The 14,388-nt window shown below is 73.7% G+C and carries 17 protein-coding genes; 10 read left to right on the top strand and 7 right to left on the bottom strand.

Features of this window, described 5'->3' with window-relative positions; translation table 11 throughout:
* Positions 1-64: 64 nt before the first annotated feature.
* The 4 genes from E5082_RS27515 to E5082_RS27530 form a co-directional block, all read right to left on the bottom strand.
* On the bottom strand, positions 65-2,173 hold the full coding sequence (locus tag E5082_RS27515; protein WP_135793953.1) for a tetratricopeptide repeat protein: 2,109 nt from the start codon (positions 2,171-2,173) through the stop codon (positions 65-67).
* A gap of 3 nt (positions 2,174-2,176) precedes the next feature.
* Positions 2,177-3,877, bottom strand: coding sequence for a trypsin-like serine peptidase (locus E5082_RS27520; RefSeq protein WP_135793954.1), 1,701 nt, complete (start codon positions 3,875-3,877; stop codon positions 2,177-2,179).
* A 61-nt stretch (positions 3,878-3,938) separates the two neighbouring features.
* Positions 3,939-4,202, bottom strand: coding sequence for a DUF3253 domain-containing protein (locus E5082_RS27525; protein WP_135793955.1), 264 nt, complete (start codon positions 4,200-4,202; stop codon positions 3,939-3,941).
* 18 nt (positions 4,203-4,220) lie between these two features.
* Positions 4,221-5,084 (bottom strand): LysR family transcriptional regulator, encoded by an 864-nt coding sequence (locus tag E5082_RS27530; protein ID WP_135793956.1) that lies wholly within the window; start codon positions 5,082-5,084, stop codon positions 4,221-4,223.
* 93 nt (positions 5,085-5,177) lie between these two features.
* Between E5082_RS27530 and E5082_RS27535 the strand changes: the two genes are divergently transcribed.
* From E5082_RS27535 to E5082_RS27565, 7 genes are all read left to right on the top strand, one after another.
* Positions 5,178-5,915 carry an SDR family oxidoreductase gene (locus E5082_RS27535; RefSeq protein ID WP_135793957.1) on the top strand — a complete coding sequence of 246 codons (738 nt, stop codon included), beginning with the start codon at positions 5,178-5,180 and terminating at the stop codon, positions 5,913-5,915.
* 37 nt (positions 5,916-5,952) lie between these two features.
* On the top strand, positions 5,953-6,429 hold the full coding sequence (locus E5082_RS27540; RefSeq protein ID WP_135793958.1) for a TetR/AcrR family transcriptional regulator: 477 nt from the start codon (positions 5,953-5,955) through the stop codon (positions 6,427-6,429).
* The gene (locus E5082_RS27545) at positions 6,426-6,785 is read left to right on the top strand and encodes a DMT family transporter (protein ID WP_135793959.1); all 360 of its coding nucleotides are present in this window, start codon (positions 6,426-6,428) and stop codon (positions 6,783-6,785) included. The genes E5082_RS27540 and E5082_RS27545 overlap by 4 nt, the downstream gene beginning before the upstream one ends.
* On the top strand, positions 6,782-7,105 hold the full coding sequence (locus E5082_RS27550; protein ID WP_135793960.1) for a DMT family transporter: 324 nt from the start codon (positions 6,782-6,784) through the stop codon (positions 7,103-7,105). The genes E5082_RS27545 and E5082_RS27550 overlap by 4 nt, the downstream gene beginning before the upstream one ends.
* Positions 7,106-7,553: 448 nt before the next feature.
* Positions 7,554-7,955: a hypothetical protein gene (locus tag E5082_RS27560; RefSeq protein WP_135793962.1), complete on the top strand. Its 402-nt coding sequence runs from the start codon at positions 7,554-7,556 to the stop codon at positions 7,953-7,955.
* Positions 7,956-8,223: 268 nt separating this feature from the next.
* Positions 8,224-8,397, top strand: a complete 174-nt coding sequence (locus E5082_RS32495; protein ID WP_167514156.1) for a hypothetical protein — start codon at positions 8,224-8,226, stop codon at positions 8,395-8,397.
* 75 nt (positions 8,398-8,472) lie between these two features.
* Positions 8,473-9,675, top strand: coding sequence for a PP2C family protein-serine/threonine phosphatase (locus E5082_RS27565; RefSeq protein WP_190045398.1), 1,203 nt, complete (start codon positions 8,473-8,475; stop codon positions 9,673-9,675).
* 33 nt (positions 9,676-9,708) lie between these two features.
* On the opposite strand, the gene E5082_RS27570 is transcribed toward E5082_RS27565, so the two are convergent.
* Positions 9,709-10,314 (bottom strand): flavodoxin family protein, encoded by a 606-nt coding sequence (locus E5082_RS27570; protein WP_167514157.1) that lies wholly within the window; start codon positions 10,312-10,314, stop codon positions 9,709-9,711.
* A 190-nt stretch (positions 10,315-10,504) separates the two neighbouring features.
* On the opposite strand from E5082_RS27570, the gene E5082_RS27575 reads away from it, so the two are divergent.
* Together E5082_RS27575 and E5082_RS27580 are read left to right on the top strand one after the other, a co-directional pair.
* Complete coding sequence (locus E5082_RS27575) at positions 10,505-10,825, top strand: hypothetical protein (RefSeq protein WP_135793963.1); 321 nt, start codon at positions 10,505-10,507, stop codon at positions 10,823-10,825.
* A gap of 23 nt (positions 10,826-10,848) precedes the next feature.
* Positions 10,849-11,136, top strand: a complete 288-nt coding sequence (locus E5082_RS27580) for a hypothetical protein (protein ID WP_208766258.1) — start codon at positions 10,849-10,851, stop codon at positions 11,134-11,136.
* A 21-nt stretch (positions 11,137-11,157) separates the two neighbouring features.
* On the opposite strand, the gene E5082_RS27585 is transcribed toward E5082_RS27580, so the two are convergent.
* Positions 11,158-11,919: an IclR family transcriptional regulator gene (locus tag E5082_RS27585; RefSeq protein WP_229918977.1), complete on the bottom strand. Its 762-nt coding sequence runs from the start codon at positions 11,917-11,919 to the stop codon at positions 11,158-11,160.
* Between the two features lie 95 nt (positions 11,920-12,014).
* Positions 12,015-13,343, bottom strand: a complete 1,329-nt coding sequence (locus tag E5082_RS27590) for an MFS transporter (protein ID WP_135793964.1) — start codon at positions 13,341-13,343, stop codon at positions 12,015-12,017.
* 74 nt (positions 13,344-13,417) lie between these two features.
* Between E5082_RS27590 and E5082_RS27595 the strand changes: the two genes are divergently transcribed.
* Positions 13,418-14,368, top strand: a complete 951-nt coding sequence (locus tag E5082_RS27595; RefSeq protein ID WP_135793965.1) for a 2-hydroxyacid dehydrogenase — start codon at positions 13,418-13,420, stop codon at positions 14,366-14,368.
* Positions 14,369-14,388: the final 20 nt, after the last annotated feature.

Here is a 14,388-nt window from a genome sequence, read left to right on the forward strand (position 1 = left end):
CGGCACCACCCGATCTGTCGCTGCGCTTCGTTGCGGAGCGTGCTCCCGTCATCGACGGAACGTCTTACAAGCTTAGCGGTCCGGGTGCGGCTCCGGAACGGGTGTGACCCGATCTGTCGCGCTTTCCCCACCATCCCCAACTCAAGCCCGGACGCAGCTTGTTCGCCAGATCCACCAGGGCGACGTACTCGCGTTCGGTGGGCGCGTGCGGGCCGAGGGCGCGGACGGCGTCGGACAGCTTGAGCCGGTCGCGGGTGCGCAGGAACTCCGCGTACTGGATCTCGGCGCGGAGCGCGGCGGCCGCCGCGTCGGTCACGTCGAGGCCGGGCAGGGCCGCCCTCGCCCGGTCCACGTCGTCCTCGGTTGGAGGCTCGAGGTCCGGGCGGACCATGACGCGCAGGCGCACTGCCGCCACGCCTGCCTCGCGCTCGTAGCGGAACTCCTTGGCCAGCTTCTCGGCGACCTCGACCGCCTTGGCGCGCTCCCCGGCCAGCAGCAGTACGCGGGCCAGCCCGAAACCGGCCGCGCCGAGGGCGGGGGAGGTGTCGAAGACGGTGCCGTAGTGCGACCGGGCCGCCGTGCGGTCGCCGCGCAGTTCGGCGCACAGGCCGAGGGCGAGGCCCGGTATCAGCTCACCCGGCAGCGCCCGGCGTACCTCGGTGAACGCGACGGCGGCCCGCTGCGGGTGTCCGTCGGCGAGGGCGATCAGGCCGCAGTACCAGCCGGTGAGCCAGTGCCAGTCGGGCAGGCCCGCCGCCGCGAGCCGCTCGGCCGCCCCCTTGGCGTCCCTGCGGCGCAGGGCCAGCCGGCTCTCGGTGAGCGCACCCCCGGCGCCCGGATCGTCGGGGTCGGACAGGGGGGCCGGGAGAGTGGCCGCCACATCGGCGGGGTCCGGGGTGCGGAAGGGTGAGGCCATCTCCAGCAGCGCGTCCCGGTCCGGACGCGCCTCGGCCCAGTGGGCGAGGGGGCGAGCGGCGCCCAGGCCGCCGTGCAGGGGCTCGGGCGCGGGGCCGAACAGGGCGGAAAGGCGGGTCACTTGGCGGCACGTGGGAGGGGCCGCCACCACTTGCCGCACGACACCGCTGAGTTGCTCCGCGAACTGACGGGCCGATCCGAACCGCCGCCACGGCTCGGGGTGGGTGGCGCGCTCCAGCAGCAGATGGAGGGAGTCGACGCCGGGAGCGGAGCGGTCGGTCCCGTAGGAGCGGCAGACCTCGCGGAGGGTCATGCCGAGTCCGTAGAGGTCGAAGCCGGGAGTGGGGCGCAGATGCTCAGGGTCGGACTCCGGGGGAGCGTATGCCCTGGTGAACGCCACCACCGGGCCGGTGTCCTTGGTCTGGCTGCGCACCGCGCCGAAGTCGATGAGCCGCACCCGGTCGAGCGCGCCCGCCGGGTTCTCCTCCCGGAAGCGGATGATGTTCAGCGGCTTGACGTCACAGTGCAACAGGCCGCGCGCGTGCAGGTAGTCGAGCGCCTGGAGGACGCGCACGCCGTGCGCCAGCAGGGTTTCGAGACGGTCACCGGGGCGGGCCGCGAGCGGTTCGCCGGGGACGTACTCGAGGACCAGGTGCGGGCCCTCCTCCTCGTAGCCGAGGATGCGGACGATGCTGTCGTGCCGCAGCTCGACCAGGATGTCCCGCTCGTGCAGCGCGGTCTTGGCCACCGACTTGTGCAGCGCCTTGAGGACGACGTCGGTCGCCAGGTTGCGGTCGTGGGCGAGGTAGGCGGCGCCGTACGCGCCGGAGCCGAGGGTGCGCCGGACCTCGTAGCGGTCGGCGATGGTGAAGCCCCCCGGCTGGGCGAAGTCGAAGCCGGTGCCGCACTGGGGGCAGAAACCGCTGATCCGGCCCGGCTCGCCGTCGTGGCCGCGGCCGACCGGCTGCCCGCACACCGGGTTGGGGCAGAAACGGTGCTGCTCGGCCACCGGCTCCGAGGGCACGTCCGGGACCTGGAGGGCCTCCGGGGCCTGGACGGGGTCGACCAGGCCGAGGCCGTACCAGGGGTCGGGGCGGACCTGTGCCACGCCCGCGCTCGCGCCGGTCCGCGCCGGGGGCTCGGGGGCCGCGCCGTCCTGCGGCAGGGGCAGCCGGTCGCACCGGTCGCAGAAGCCCTGTTCGTCGATGGTGCCGCGCCCGCAGTCGGGGCGGTTGCACAGCCGGCGGCTCGTCGTCACCCGTCACCTCTCCTCGAACCGGCGGTTCACCTCGTCGATGTAGCACCGGACCAGTTCGCGGGCGGCCCCGAGGTCGATCGGCTCGGTCTGGAGGGCACGGGCGGCCGGGGCGTGGCGTTCGGCGAGCGGGCGGTCCTCGTCTCCGAAGTACCGGGCGGCCCGGACGCGGTGCAGTTCCAGTGAGGTGGTGAGGTCCTCATGGGTCGTGATCATGCGGCGCAGGCTGTGCTCGAACCGGGTCAGGGCGGCGCGGGCGTGGGCGGCCTGGTCGTGGATCGCGCTGAGTTCGGGGTTGGGCTCGGTCGCACGGGCCACCGCCAGCCGGACCCGTAGGCGGGGCGCGGCCAGCGGCGGCAGCCGGGGCGCGGCGAAGAACCGTACGCCCCAGTCCAGTTGCAGCGCGGAGGCGGCCTCCTCCTGTACGGCGAGCCGGCCGACGGCCGCCTGGACCTCGGCGGCGCTCACGCTGCGAGCGGGGTCCCCGCGCAGCGGTTCGGGGTCCAGGGAGACGTCGTAGGCCAGGCCGGGCGGGGGTGTGCCCTCGAAGCCGAGGACGAGACGGAGACCGCGCGGGCGGGCGCGGGCGGCCAGCCGGCCCAGTAACTGATCCACCAGGGCCTCGGGGTCCTGGGCCCGGTCGACGCCGCCCACCACCAGACACGCGGGTGGCCTGCGGCGCAGCAGTTGCCGCCGTACCTCGTGGGGGTCGCCGCCGGGGAGCCCGAAGCGGCGGGTGAGGTAGCCGGCGAAGTCGCCGACCGACCTGCCGCGTGCGTCGTAGGCCGCGTCGATGGTGCCGAGCCCGAGGACCGTGTCGCCGGGGGAGTCGGTCAGCTCGGCGTCCGTGACACCGACGCGGGCCGCCGGGTCGGCCGTGCGCACCAGCCGGACCAGCCAGGAGTCGCCCACGGCGGTCGTGCCGCCGGTGCCGACGACGGCGGCACCGGACCAGCCGCTGTCGAGCAGCCGGGTGAGCTCCTGGGTCAGCGCGAGCCGTAGTGGGTCGCCGAGTACGTCGGCGGGCAACTCGCCGCGTGTGGGACCCAGTTCGTCGTTGCGGTCGCCGCCGGTGAACTCCTCGATCGTGGGGAGGTACCTGAGGATCGTCTCGGTCGGCAGCATCCAGGCCGCCTTCTCGTCGCCATTGACATAGTCGGCCACCACGATGCCGATCACATGGTTGTCGAACTCCCCGCCCACCGCCATCGCGCCGGCGCCCGAGTACCCCGGCTCGATCCAGGGGACGCCCTCGCGCATCCGCGTCAACAGGCCCCACTCGCCCTGCCGGTGACCGGACCCCGCCAGCCGGGCGTCGGCGCCCATGCCGAACGGCGCGTGCCGCGGGAAGCCGTACACCTGGACCGTGCCGCCGGAGATGGGCGCCTTCCACAGCCTGGTCCGGATGCCGCACCCGGCCGGCTCGTCGAGTTCGAGCAGCGCCACGTCCCCGCGCTGCGTGCCCTCCTCGTGCACCCAGGTGCCCGGCGCCACGTACGCGGTACGGCTCCACTCCGGGCGGCACGCCACGCTGGTGATCCGCAGGCGGGACGTGGTGCCGCCGGGTGCCGCCCCGGCGTCCCGCACCACATGGGCGCAGGTCAGCACGTGCCGGTCGTCCAGCAGCACTCCGGCGCCACAGGGCGTGCGCTCCTCGTCGTCCACTCGCACACGCCACGGCCGGTCACTGTGGTGATGCAGCGCCATGCGCCAACGGTAGGGCAATCGACGGGAGTTTGACCCCGGGTCGTCAGGAGGAGGGGGCGCGCTACCGGCGTGCGCGGCGGATACGGACGGGCCCGCGCGCCTCGGACTCCCCGACCGGCTGCCCGGACCGGGTCACCTCGACCTCACCGGCCGCGACCAGCCGCCAGGCCACCCGGCGGGCCGGTTCCATCAGGTCCCGCCAGCCGTCGTCGTCACCCTCGTAGGCCGCGCGGGCAGCGTCGGAGGGGCAGATCGAGGAGGTGTCGGCGCGCTGTTCCAGCAGGCGCAGGATGGTCTGCTCAAGCCGCTGGTCCGGGTCCGTCACACGACCAGTCTGGCACCGTCACAGCCGGGTCGCCGTACGGATCAGACCGGCCAGGGCGACCGAGCGGCTGTGCGCGGGCCAGGCGATGTGGGTGACGACCGGGGGCGCGTCGGTGAGGGGTACGGCGGCGTGCTCGGACCACAGCCAGGCGCGGGCGGACTCGGGGAAGACGGCCATCGTGCGGCCCAGCGCGATCAGTTGGGCCAACTGGGTCTGGTCGTGGATCTCGGGGCCCGGCCCCGGTGGGTACGAGCCGTCGCGGGGCCAGCGGGCGTGCGGCAGGCCGGGCACATCGGTGATGTCGGCCAGGGTGAGGGTCGCGCGGGCGGCGAGCGGGTGCCCGGCGGGCAGTACGGCGATCTGGCCCTCGCTCATCAGCTCCTCGTGGTCGAACCCCGCGAGGGAGTTGAACGGGGCGTGCATCAGGGCCACGTCGGCGCGGCCGTCGCGCAGCATCTCCTCCTGCTCGCACATCCCGCTGGGCAGCACCTCGATCTCGGCGGCGCCGAGCTCGGCCGCGTAGGCGCCGAGGAGCTTCTGCAGCAGGTCGTGGGAGGCCGCGGCCTTCACCGCGAGCACCAGGCGGTCACGGGTGCCGCCCGCCCCGTCGGCGTCCCCCGCCCGGCGGGTGCGGCGGGCGGCGGCGGTGGCCGCGTCGAGCGCCACGCGGCCCTCGTGCAGCAGCACCTCACCGGCGCCGGTCAGCGAGACGCCCCGGCGGTCGCGGGCCAGCAGCAGGACCCCGAGGCGCCGCTCCAGCCGCTGGATCGCTCGTGACAGCGGCGGCTGGGCCATGCCGAGCCGCTCGGCGGCGCGGCCGAAGTGCAGCTCCTCCGCGACGGCCATGAAATACCGCAGCTCACGGGTCTCCAATGCCTCCATGTCCCCAGCGTAGACCCGGTGATACCCGCCGGGTATCACAGCCGACCGCATCGGTGTTGGCACCACCCCCGCCTGGCGAGCGAGCATCGATGCATGAGCGAAGCGAAGACCGCGCTGGTCACCGGCGCGAACAAGGGAATCGGGTACGAGATCGCGGCCGGCCTCGGCGCCCTCGGCTTCCGGGTGGGCGTCGGCGCCCGCGACGACGCGCGGCGCGAGTCCGCCGTCGAGAAGCTCCGGGCCGCCGGGGTGGACGCCTTCGGGGTGCCGCTGGACGTGACCGACGACCGGAGCGTGGCCGAGGCGGCGGCGCTGATCGAGCGGCAGACGGGAGGCTTGGACGTCCTGGTCAACAACGCGGGCATCTCCGGCGACATGGGGCCGGACTGGTCGCAGGACCCCACCACCGTCGACCTCGACCAGATCCGCACCGTCGTGGACACCAACGTCCTCGGCGTCGTCCGGGTCACCAACGCGATGCTGCCCCTGCTGCGCCGCTCGTCCGCGCCGCGCATCGTCAACGTCTCCAGCTCCGTGGGCTCCCTGACCCGGCAGGCGGACCCGGACCTCGAGGTCGGGCCGATCATGGCGGCGTACGCCCCGTCGAAGACGTTCCTCAACGGCATGACCGTGCAGTACGCCCGGCAGCTCGCCGGTACCGGCGTCCTGGTCAACGCCATGTGCCCCGGCCTGGTGGCCACCGACTTCAACGGCCACGCGGGCTCGCGCACCCCCGAGCAGGGCGCGGCCACGGCGATCCGGCTCGCCACCCTGCCCGACGGCGGGCCCAGTGGGTCGTTCTTCGAGGACGCGGGCGTCGTCCCCTGGTGACCCGCGTCAGGCCGCGTGCTTTACGAGCCGGTTGGTAATGTCGGTGCCACGGCCAGGAACACGAAGCGGCGCATCCTCGACGTGCGCTGAACCTGCTCCGGGCCGAGGGCGGCGGGGGGTCACGCTGGAGGCGGCGGCGAAGGAGGCCGGACTGTCGAAGCCGGAGCTGATGTACCACTTTTCGACCAAGGAAGCCCTGATGCTGGGGGTCGTCGACCACGTCGCCGACCGGTGGGAGAGGCTCCTGCTCGAACAGCTCGGCAGACCCCTGGAGACCGCCGACGCGCACTACCGCACCGCCCTGACCGAGGCCTGGGTCCGCCGTATCGAGCCCTGGCTCACCCTGCCGGACGACCTGCCGGACGCGGTACGGGCCCGGCTCACGGCGGCCCGGCTGCCGGCCGACGGGTACTGGACGGCCGCCGCCACCGGCGTCTTCCCCGTCCCCGCGCGCGACCGCGCCGAACTGCCGGCCGTCATGGAGGGCCTGTGGGCCGAGGGCCCCGCGTCATGAGGAAGTGGCTGCTGCTCACCGCGGCGATCCTGCTCGAAGTCAGCGCCACCCTCTCCCTGCGCGGCGCCCTCGGCCACCCGGTGCTCTACGTCCTCGTGGCCGTCGGCTACGTCGGCTCCTTCACCGTCCTGGCCCTGGTGCTGCGCGCCGGACTGGCCCTCGGTGTCGCGTACGGCGTCTGGGGCGCGTCGGGTGTCGCCCTCACCGCGATCCTGGCCGCCCTCTTCTTCGGCGACCCGCTCACCGGGGTCATGGGCCTCGGCATCGCCCTGGTGATCGCGGGCGTTCTCTGCGTCGAACTCGGCGCGCAGTCCGCCCGGGCCCGCCACGCCCGCGAGGAAGGGGGGCCCTCGTGACCTGGGCCTTCCTCGCGGGGGCCATCCTCAGCGAAGTCGCCGGCACACTGTGCCTGGGCATGGCCTCCCGAGGGCGCGGCAGGAGGTGGCTCGCCGCGACCGTGACCGGGTACCTGACCGCCTTCGCCTTCCTCACCCTGGCCCTGAGCGGCGGCATGGCCCTCGGCGTCGCCTACGGCATCTGGGCCGCCGCCGGTGTCGCCCTCACCGCCGTCGCCGCCCGCGCCCTCTTCGGCGAACCCCTCACCAGGGTCATGGGCGCGGGCATCTGCCTCATCGCCGTCGGGGTGCTGTGCATCGAGCTCGGCGCCGGACACTGACCGGCCGACACCGGGTCCGGTTCCCCCCGCCCCCGCCCCCGGCGCCGGTGCCGACCAGAACCCCGATCCCGCCGACGGGCCCAACGCCGAGGCGATCAACGGGTTTTCGTGCCCTCCGTCGGTGTCCCCGCCCTGGAGCGGCGGCCTGATCGCTCTTGGATTCGGCCATTCCGCATCCGTCCCCGCCTCGCGCGGCGGCATCACCCGGACGGCCCGTGACACCCGTGGGGCCCCGGCGACGGACGCGGCCGCACGGGCGGTCAGCAGGCCTGACACGTGTCTCACGGGCCGGTGCGCCCAGCCCCCTTCCTCCGATCCGAACGAATGGCCGATTCGCTGCCCCGGCCGAAGAGCGGGAGTGGCCACGGAACTTCTCCGGGTACTCGTGCCGCATCCCAAGTCCCGTACACAGCAAGGGACTTGACGTCCTACGAGAGGGAGTCGAACGATGAACCGCAAGCTCTTCAGGACCGCGCTGCCGCTGATGGGTGCCGTCGCGCTCGCCGCCGTCCCGGCGGCGACCGCGCAGGCCGCGCCCGCGCAGGCGGAGCCCTGTGTCCAGAAGGTCGCGGTGGTGAACAACTCGGGGTTCGTGCTCTCCTGGGCCGCGAGCACCCGCACCGGGGAGCAGTCGCCGTCGACCGACGCCTACCCCGTGAACCAGACCCGGACCATCGACCTGACGACCACGTCGTTCCCGGAGGGCACCGATCTGCGCCCGTACGTCGACGCCGTGGCCGGCACCAGGAACTACGGCAACCGGTACGTCTCGTACTGCGACAACGGCCAGACGGCGACGTACTCCGTCACCGGGACCACGCTGGACTACTCGGTCACGCTGCTCGACTAGCAGGGGTGCACCGACCAAGGGGCCGCGTCCGACGGGCGCGGTCCCTTCGCCGCATCCGGGGGCGGGCCGGGGGCGGAAGCACCGGTGACGGCTCCCGGCAGGAGGTGCGCGCCATGAAGGACGTCCGGTTGTCTCCGTACGAGAAGCGCGTACTGGCCGAGACGGAGCGGCGCACGGCCGCGACCCGGCGCTCGCCCGGCGGCTCCAGGAGATACGGGCCCCGCTCGCCGCCCCGGCCGGGCGGCGGACCCGCGCCCTCACCGCCGCCGTGATCGCCTTCGCCGTCGTCCCGCTCATCCTGCTCGCCGTCGCGGTCGCCTGTGCGCACCCCGTCCTGCTCCGGGTCTTAGCGGCCACCTGGCTGCGCACCCTGGCGGGGCTGATCCGGCTGACGGTGCGCTGGGGCCGGGGCATGCGGCCTATACCGCCGGCCGTCGAGTGAGGGGGCCCACATGGGCCACACTCGTGTGCCGGTCCGGCCGACGGGAAGGAGAATGGTCGACCAAGGGAGGTTCACGTGACGCGCGACAGGATCGGACTGGCCGAGGTGCTGGAGGCGGCGGAGGCCGCGGCACCGGTGGCCTCACTCGACGTGGTCGCGCGCATCCTGCGCGAGCGGGTCGGCGCGCAGTACGTCTCGTTCCTGTTCGTCGACGTCGTCGGGCGCCGCGTGGTGCGCGTCGCCGAGGGGACGTCCACCCAGCAGGGGCGCCGCGCCGACCACATTCCGCTGGCCGGCAGCATCTACGACGAGGTCCTGCGTACCCAGAAGCTGGTGCGGGCGGCGGACGGCGGCGAGGGACAGCGGGTCCTCGCCCCGGTCACCAACCGCGGCGACACCATCGGAGTGCTCGAACTGTGGCTGCCCGAGGCCATCGAAGAGGTACTGGAGCAGGTCGAGGAGGCCGCGCACGCACTGGCGTACATCGTGGTCACCGACCGCCGCTTCACCGACCTCTATCACTGGGGCCAGCGCACCACTCCGGTGAGCCTCGCCGCGGAGATCCAGCGCCAGCTCCTGCCCTCCGCCCCCTCCTGCGAGGCCGCCGAGTTCGCCCTCGCCGGTGCCCTGGTCCTGGCGGACAGCAGCGCCGGTGACACGTACGACTACGCCCTCGACCACGACACCCTGCACCTGTCCATCACGGACGCGATGGGCCACGACGTCGACGCCGCCCTCATGGCCACCCTGCTGGTCAACGCCTCGCGCGGCGCCCGCCGGGCCGGGGCCGGTCTCGGGGAGCAGGCCCACCACATCCACCAGGCCCTGCTCGACCACGGGCGGCGCACCTTCGCCACCGGCCAACTGCTGCGCATCGCCCTCGACGGGAGCAGCGCCCAGTTCGTCAACGCCGGACACCTCTGGCCGCTGCGGCTGCGCGACGGCGTCGTCGAACAGATCCCGCTGGACATCAACCTGCCCTTCGGTGTGGCCGGGCAGCCCGGCCCGTACGAGGTACAGGACTTCGACCTGCGGCCCGGCGACCGTCTGCTGCTCTACACCGACGGCATGCAGGAACGCGGGGCGGAGTCCGTCGACCTCGCCGGGCTGCTGCGCGACACCGCCACGGAGCACCCCCGCGAGGTCGTCCGCATCCTGGTCGCCGCGGTCCTCGCGGCCTGCGGCGACCACCTTGACGACGATGCCACCGTGCTCTGCCTGGACTGGCACGGCCCCACCGCCGAGGAGCGCCGCGCCAGAGGCGGCGCGGACATCTGACCTTCCCGGTCGGAGCGCCGGGGCGCCGGGACGTCAGGACGGGGGCGCGGGTACGGGGTGGGCGGCCAGCGCCTGTGCCGTGTGGAACAGGCTGGACGCCATGGCCCGCCCGGTGGAGGCCGCCCAGTCGTGGCCGCGCTGCTCGTCCAGGTAGTTCGGGCCGGGGCCGGGGCCGAGGTGCCAGTAGGTCCATGCCTGGCCGGGGATCGTGTACCCGATGTCGCCGAGGGCGCCGTCGATCTCGCTGATCACGTGGTGGGCGCCGTCCTCGTTACCGGTCACCACCACCCCGGCCACCCGGTTGTACGCGACCGGCCGCCCGTCCTCGTCCGTCTCGCTGATCATGGCGTCCATCCGCTCCAGCACCCGCTGCGCCACCGAGGACGGGCGCCCGACCCAGGTCGGCGAGGCGATGACGAGGATCTTCGCGGCGAGCAGCTTCTCGTGCACACCGGGCCACTCGTCCCCCTTCCCCATGTCGGTCTCGACACCGGGCGCGATGTTCAGATCCACGGCACGCACGACGTCCACCTCCACTCCGTAGCCCTTGAGTGCGGCGACCACGATCCCCGCGAGCGCCTCGGTGTTCGAGGGCTCCGGGGACGGCTTGAGGGTGCAGTTGATCACTAGTGCGCGCATGGGGGTGTGGGTTCCCCGATCGCCGGGTCCGGAAGGGGATGAGCGCCGGTATTCGCCCGGACGGACCGGGGTCCTGCCCACGCAGCCACGGGCGTTACCCCTCCCGCACGCACCCTGTTGCGGGCATGACAATCCGCGCTACGGTCTACCCGCGTCAACCCACACCTCCCCCACGAGGAGTCGATGCGCCGTGCCCCTGCTCGGACGAGCCCTCGCTCTCGCCGCCCCCGCGCTGGCCACCGCCGCGCTGCTCCAGATCCCGGCCCCGGCCCACGCGGCCGTCGTCCCGGACCACGCGGTGATCATCTGTCAGAGCGCCAGCTTCTACGCCAACTACGACAGTTCCTCCGGTCCCACCGGCCTGGTCCGGACGCTGTACTACGGCGACAAGGTCGGCCACACCCGAGGCGCGCACCCCGTCTACAACGGCTGGGCCGCCACCTTCGACTTCGGCCCCAACGACTGGGGCTATGTGCGCGACGAATGCATCGGCGGCTACGGCTCATGGTGAGCCGGGATCTGGGAGGCAAGGGCATGTCCGCACCCCGTACCGTCCGCTGCGCGGCGTTCGCGGCCGCCGTCGGCGCCGTCCTGCTGCTGGGTTCCGGCCCCGCGCGGGCCGCCGACGGCGCCGTCGGCACCCGCGAGACCGTCTGCGCGCAGGACCTCTTCGTGCGGACCGAGCCGGTGGGCGCCTGGATGGGCACGCTCTACAAGGGACAGACGTTCCTGGTGGAGAGCAAGCAGTCCGGCTGGGCGTACGGCTTCGCCTACGGCAACATCAACCGCCGGGGCTGGGTCCAGGACGGCTGGTTCTGCTAGGGCCGCCTGGAAGCACCCCCCTCACGGCGACATCCGCGCCGCGACCTCCTCCGCGCACTCCCGCAACGCGGGTGCGTGTGCGCGGAGTTGGTCCGCGTCCGTCAGGATGACCGTCGCAGCCAGGGACAGCGCCAGTGGCGGGGTGCCCTCCGGGGCGTCGGGCAGTGCCACCGCGATCGAGCGGACGCCGATCTCGTTCTCCTCGTCGACCTCCGCCCAGCCCCGCTCCCGCACGAGGGTCAGCTCCGCGCGCAGCAGGGCGGGATCGGTGATCGTGCGGGGGGTCACCGCCGGGAGCGGGCCGGCGAGCAGGCGCTCGCGTTCCGCCTCCGGCAGCCCGGCGGCCAGTGCCTTGCCCAGCGAGGTGGCGTGCCAGGGGTTGCGGGTGCCCTCGGCGTTGCGCAGCTGGAGATGCTGGGTGCCCTGCACGGAGAGGACGAGCAGCACCTCGCCGTCGTCCAGGATGCCCGCGATGACCGGCAGCCCGGTGCGCGCGCCGAGCCTGCGCATCGGCGCGGCCGCCGCCGAGTAGCCCGCCGGGGAGCGCTGGAAGCCGCGGGACAGTTCCAGCACGCGGGAGCCCAGCGCGTACCGCCGGGCCTCCTCGTCGTACGTCGCGAACCGTTCCTCGACCAGGCGGCCCAGGATGCGGTGGGCGCTGCTCACGGGCAGCTTCGCGGCGCGGGCGGCGGCGCTGACGCCGAGGCCGGCGGGGTGCTCGGCCAGCACGGTGAGCAGCCGCAGCCCCCGGCCCAGCATGTCGTCGCCGGATGGTGTGGTCACCGTGCGCGCCTTTCGTCGTTCACTGCCGCTTTCGTGGCCGGGATGGGGTGCGGCGGCCGTCCGTACGCGTGCCGGGGCGGCCGCCGCTTCGACGGTCACCGTACCGGGACCGGGCCGGCGCTCCTCGCGGGCTCGGGTGCAGCGAGGGTCAGCGCGGCGGCGACCAGGGTGCACACCGCCATCAGGCCGAAGGCGCCCGCGTCGCCCAGCTCGGTGCCGCGCACCCAGCCGACCAGGTAGGTCCCGGCGAACGAGCCGAGCGCGCCGAAGGAGTTGACCAGCGCGACGGCCGCGCCCGCGATCCCGGGCGGCGCGAGGGTGGTGACGAGCGCGAAGTACGGGCCGTACGGGGCGTACAGGCACACGCCGGCCACCACCAGCAGGGTGAGGGCGAGCGGGAAGTCGCCGCCGGCCGCGTACGAGCCGAGCAGGGCGAGACCGCCGCAGGCCAGCCAGGGCCAGACGGCCACCCGGCGGCGCCCGCTGCGGTCGGAGAGGCGGGAGTTGACCAGCATCGCCACGGCCGCGCACGCGTACGGGATCGCGGTGAGCAGGCCGGTGGCGCCGATGCCCTCGCCCGAGCCCTTCTTGATGATGGCCGGGAGCCAGAACACGAAGCCGTACATGCCGAAGGACCAGAAGAAATACTGCGCGGCCATGGTGAGCACGGCGGGGGAGCGCAGCACCCGGCCGTACCGCTCGCGCAGGGTGCCGCTCACCGGCGGCGCGGCCGCCTTCTCCGCCGCCAGGTCAGCCCGGAGCAGCGCGAGTTCGGGCTCGGGAAGGTTACGCGCCTGCTCCGGGCGGTCCTTGATGAGCCAGAGGCAGCACACGCCCCACAGCACCGACGGCACGCCCTCGGCGACGAACATCACCCGCCAGTCGGAGACCGACACCAGCCAGCCGGAGACCGCCGACAGCCACATCACCGTGACGGGGTTGCCCAGGATGAGGAAGGTGTTGGCGCGGCCGCGCTCGCCGCGCGTGAACCACCGGCCGAGCAGCATCACCATCGACGGCAGCACCGCGCCCTCCACCACACCGAGCGCGAAGCGCACCGCGATGAGCTGGGCCGGGCTGCTGAGCATGCCCTGGAGCACGGCGAGCAGACCCCAGGCCACGGTCGACCAGGCCACCAGGCGGCGGGCGCTGCGCTGTTCGGCGTAGATCGTGCCGGGGATCTGGAAGAAGAAGTAGCCGAGGAAGAACGAGGCGGCGATCAGGGAGTCCGCCCCCGCGGACAGTCTCAGGTCCTCGGCCATTCCGCCGGCGGACGCGATCGCGTAGTTGGACTTGTCGAGATAGGCGAGCGAGTACGTGACGAATGCGACCGGCATCAGATACCGGGCGCGGGTGGACCGCCAGAAGCCTGTCTGCGTGGGTGCCGCCGCTGCGGTGTCGGTGGCGGGTGACGTCGCTGTCATCCCAGACCCCCTGTTTTCCGTGTGGTGGAAAGTGTTTCACTGGACGGAAAGCACGGTACGAGACGGAGGGTCCGATGACCAGAGATCTGCACCACACCGCCACCGACGTCCTGCTGCCCTGGGCCGGTCTGGACCGGCAGTACGGCCCCTGGCCCGAGGGTGTCGAGGTCCAGGTGTGGGACGGCGTCACCCCCGGCAGCGAGCCCGCCGACGAGGCGCTCGCCCGCGTCGGCCTGTGGGTGATGCCCTACGCCGTGCCGGACGCCGTGAACCTGCTGCCGAAGCTGACCGGTCTGCGCGCGGTGCAGTCACTCAGCGCCGGGGTCGAGAAGCTTCCCCCGCTCATGCCCGCCGGGGTCACCCTGCACAACGGGCGCGGCCTGCACGACGCCTCCACCGCCGAGCACGCCCTCGGGCTGATCCTCGCCGCCCAGCGGGACCTCCCGCAGTGGGTCGCCGACCAGGGCGCCGGCCGCTGGGAGCCGCACTTCACCCGCTCCCTCGCCGACGCCCGCGTCACCATCGTCGGCTACGGCTCCATCGGCGCGGCGCTGGAGCGGCGGCTGCTCGCCTGCGAGGCGGACGTCGTCCGGGTGGCGCGGCGGGCCCGGCCCGAGGAGGGCGTCCACGCGGTGGCCGACCTGCCCGCGCTGCTGCCGGAGACGGACATCGTGGTGCTCGTCCTGCCCGAGAACCCGCACACCGTCGGCATGTTCGGCGCCGAGGAGCTGGCCGCGCTGCCCGATGGCGCGCTGGTCGTCAACGTCGGCCGGGGACGCACGCTGGACACCGGCGCGCTGCTCGCCGAGACCCGGTCGGGACGGCTGCGGGCGGCCCTGGACGTCACCGACCCCGAGCCGCTCCCCGCCGGTCACCCGCTGCGGTACGTCCCCGGTGTGCTCCTCACCCCGCACGTCGCGGGCGGCTCGGCCGCGTTCCGGCCGCGCGCGGAACGCCTGATCGTCGAGCAGGTACGCCGGTTCGCCGCCGGGGAGCCGCTGCACCACCTCTTCCCGCGCGACTGAGCTCCCGACGGCCCCTGACT

This window comes from Streptomyces griseoluteus (assembly GCF_004784465.1).
GTDB classification, from domain to species: domain Bacteria; phylum Actinomycetota; class Actinomycetes; order Streptomycetales; family Streptomycetaceae; genus Streptomyces; species Streptomyces griseoluteus.

Excerpts from the sequence above, each read along its gene's own strand:
- E5082_RS27545 (WP_135793959.1), top strand. The coding sequence starts at position 6,426 with ATGAGGAAGTGGCTGCTGCTCACCGCGGCGATCCTGCTCGAAGTCAGC.
- E5082_RS27590 (WP_135793964.1), bottom strand. The coding sequence starts at position 13,343 with ATGACAGCGACGTCACCCGCCACCGACACCGCAGCGGCGGCACCCACG.
- E5082_RS27595 (WP_135793965.1), top strand. The coding sequence starts at position 13,418 with ATGACCAGAGATCTGCACCACACCGCCACCGACGTCCTGCTGCCCTGG.
- E5082_RS27580 (WP_208766258.1), top strand. The coding sequence starts at position 10,849 with ATGTCCGCACCCCGTACCGTCCGCTGCGCGGCGTTCGCGGCCGCCGTC.
- E5082_RS27520 (WP_135793954.1), bottom strand. The coding sequence starts at position 3,877 with ATGGCGCTGCATCACCACAGTGACCGGCCGTGGCGTGTGCGAGTGGAC.
- E5082_RS27530 (WP_135793956.1), bottom strand. The coding sequence starts at position 5,084 with ATGGAGGCATTGGAGACCCGTGAGCTGCGGTATTTCATGGCCGTCGCG.
- E5082_RS27560 (WP_135793962.1), top strand. The coding sequence starts at position 7,554 with ATGAACCGCAAGCTCTTCAGGACCGCGCTGCCGCTGATGGGTGCCGTC.
- E5082_RS27540 (WP_135793958.1), top strand. The coding sequence starts at position 5,953 with ATGTCGGTGCCACGGCCAGGAACACGAAGCGGCGCATCCTCGACGTGC.
- E5082_RS27570 (WP_167514157.1), bottom strand. The coding sequence starts at position 10,314 with ATGCGCGCACTAGTGATCAACTGCACCCTCAAGCCGTCCCCGGAGCCC.
- E5082_RS27535 (WP_135793957.1), top strand. The coding sequence starts at position 5,178 with ATGAGCGAAGCGAAGACCGCGCTGGTCACCGGCGCGAACAAGGGAATC.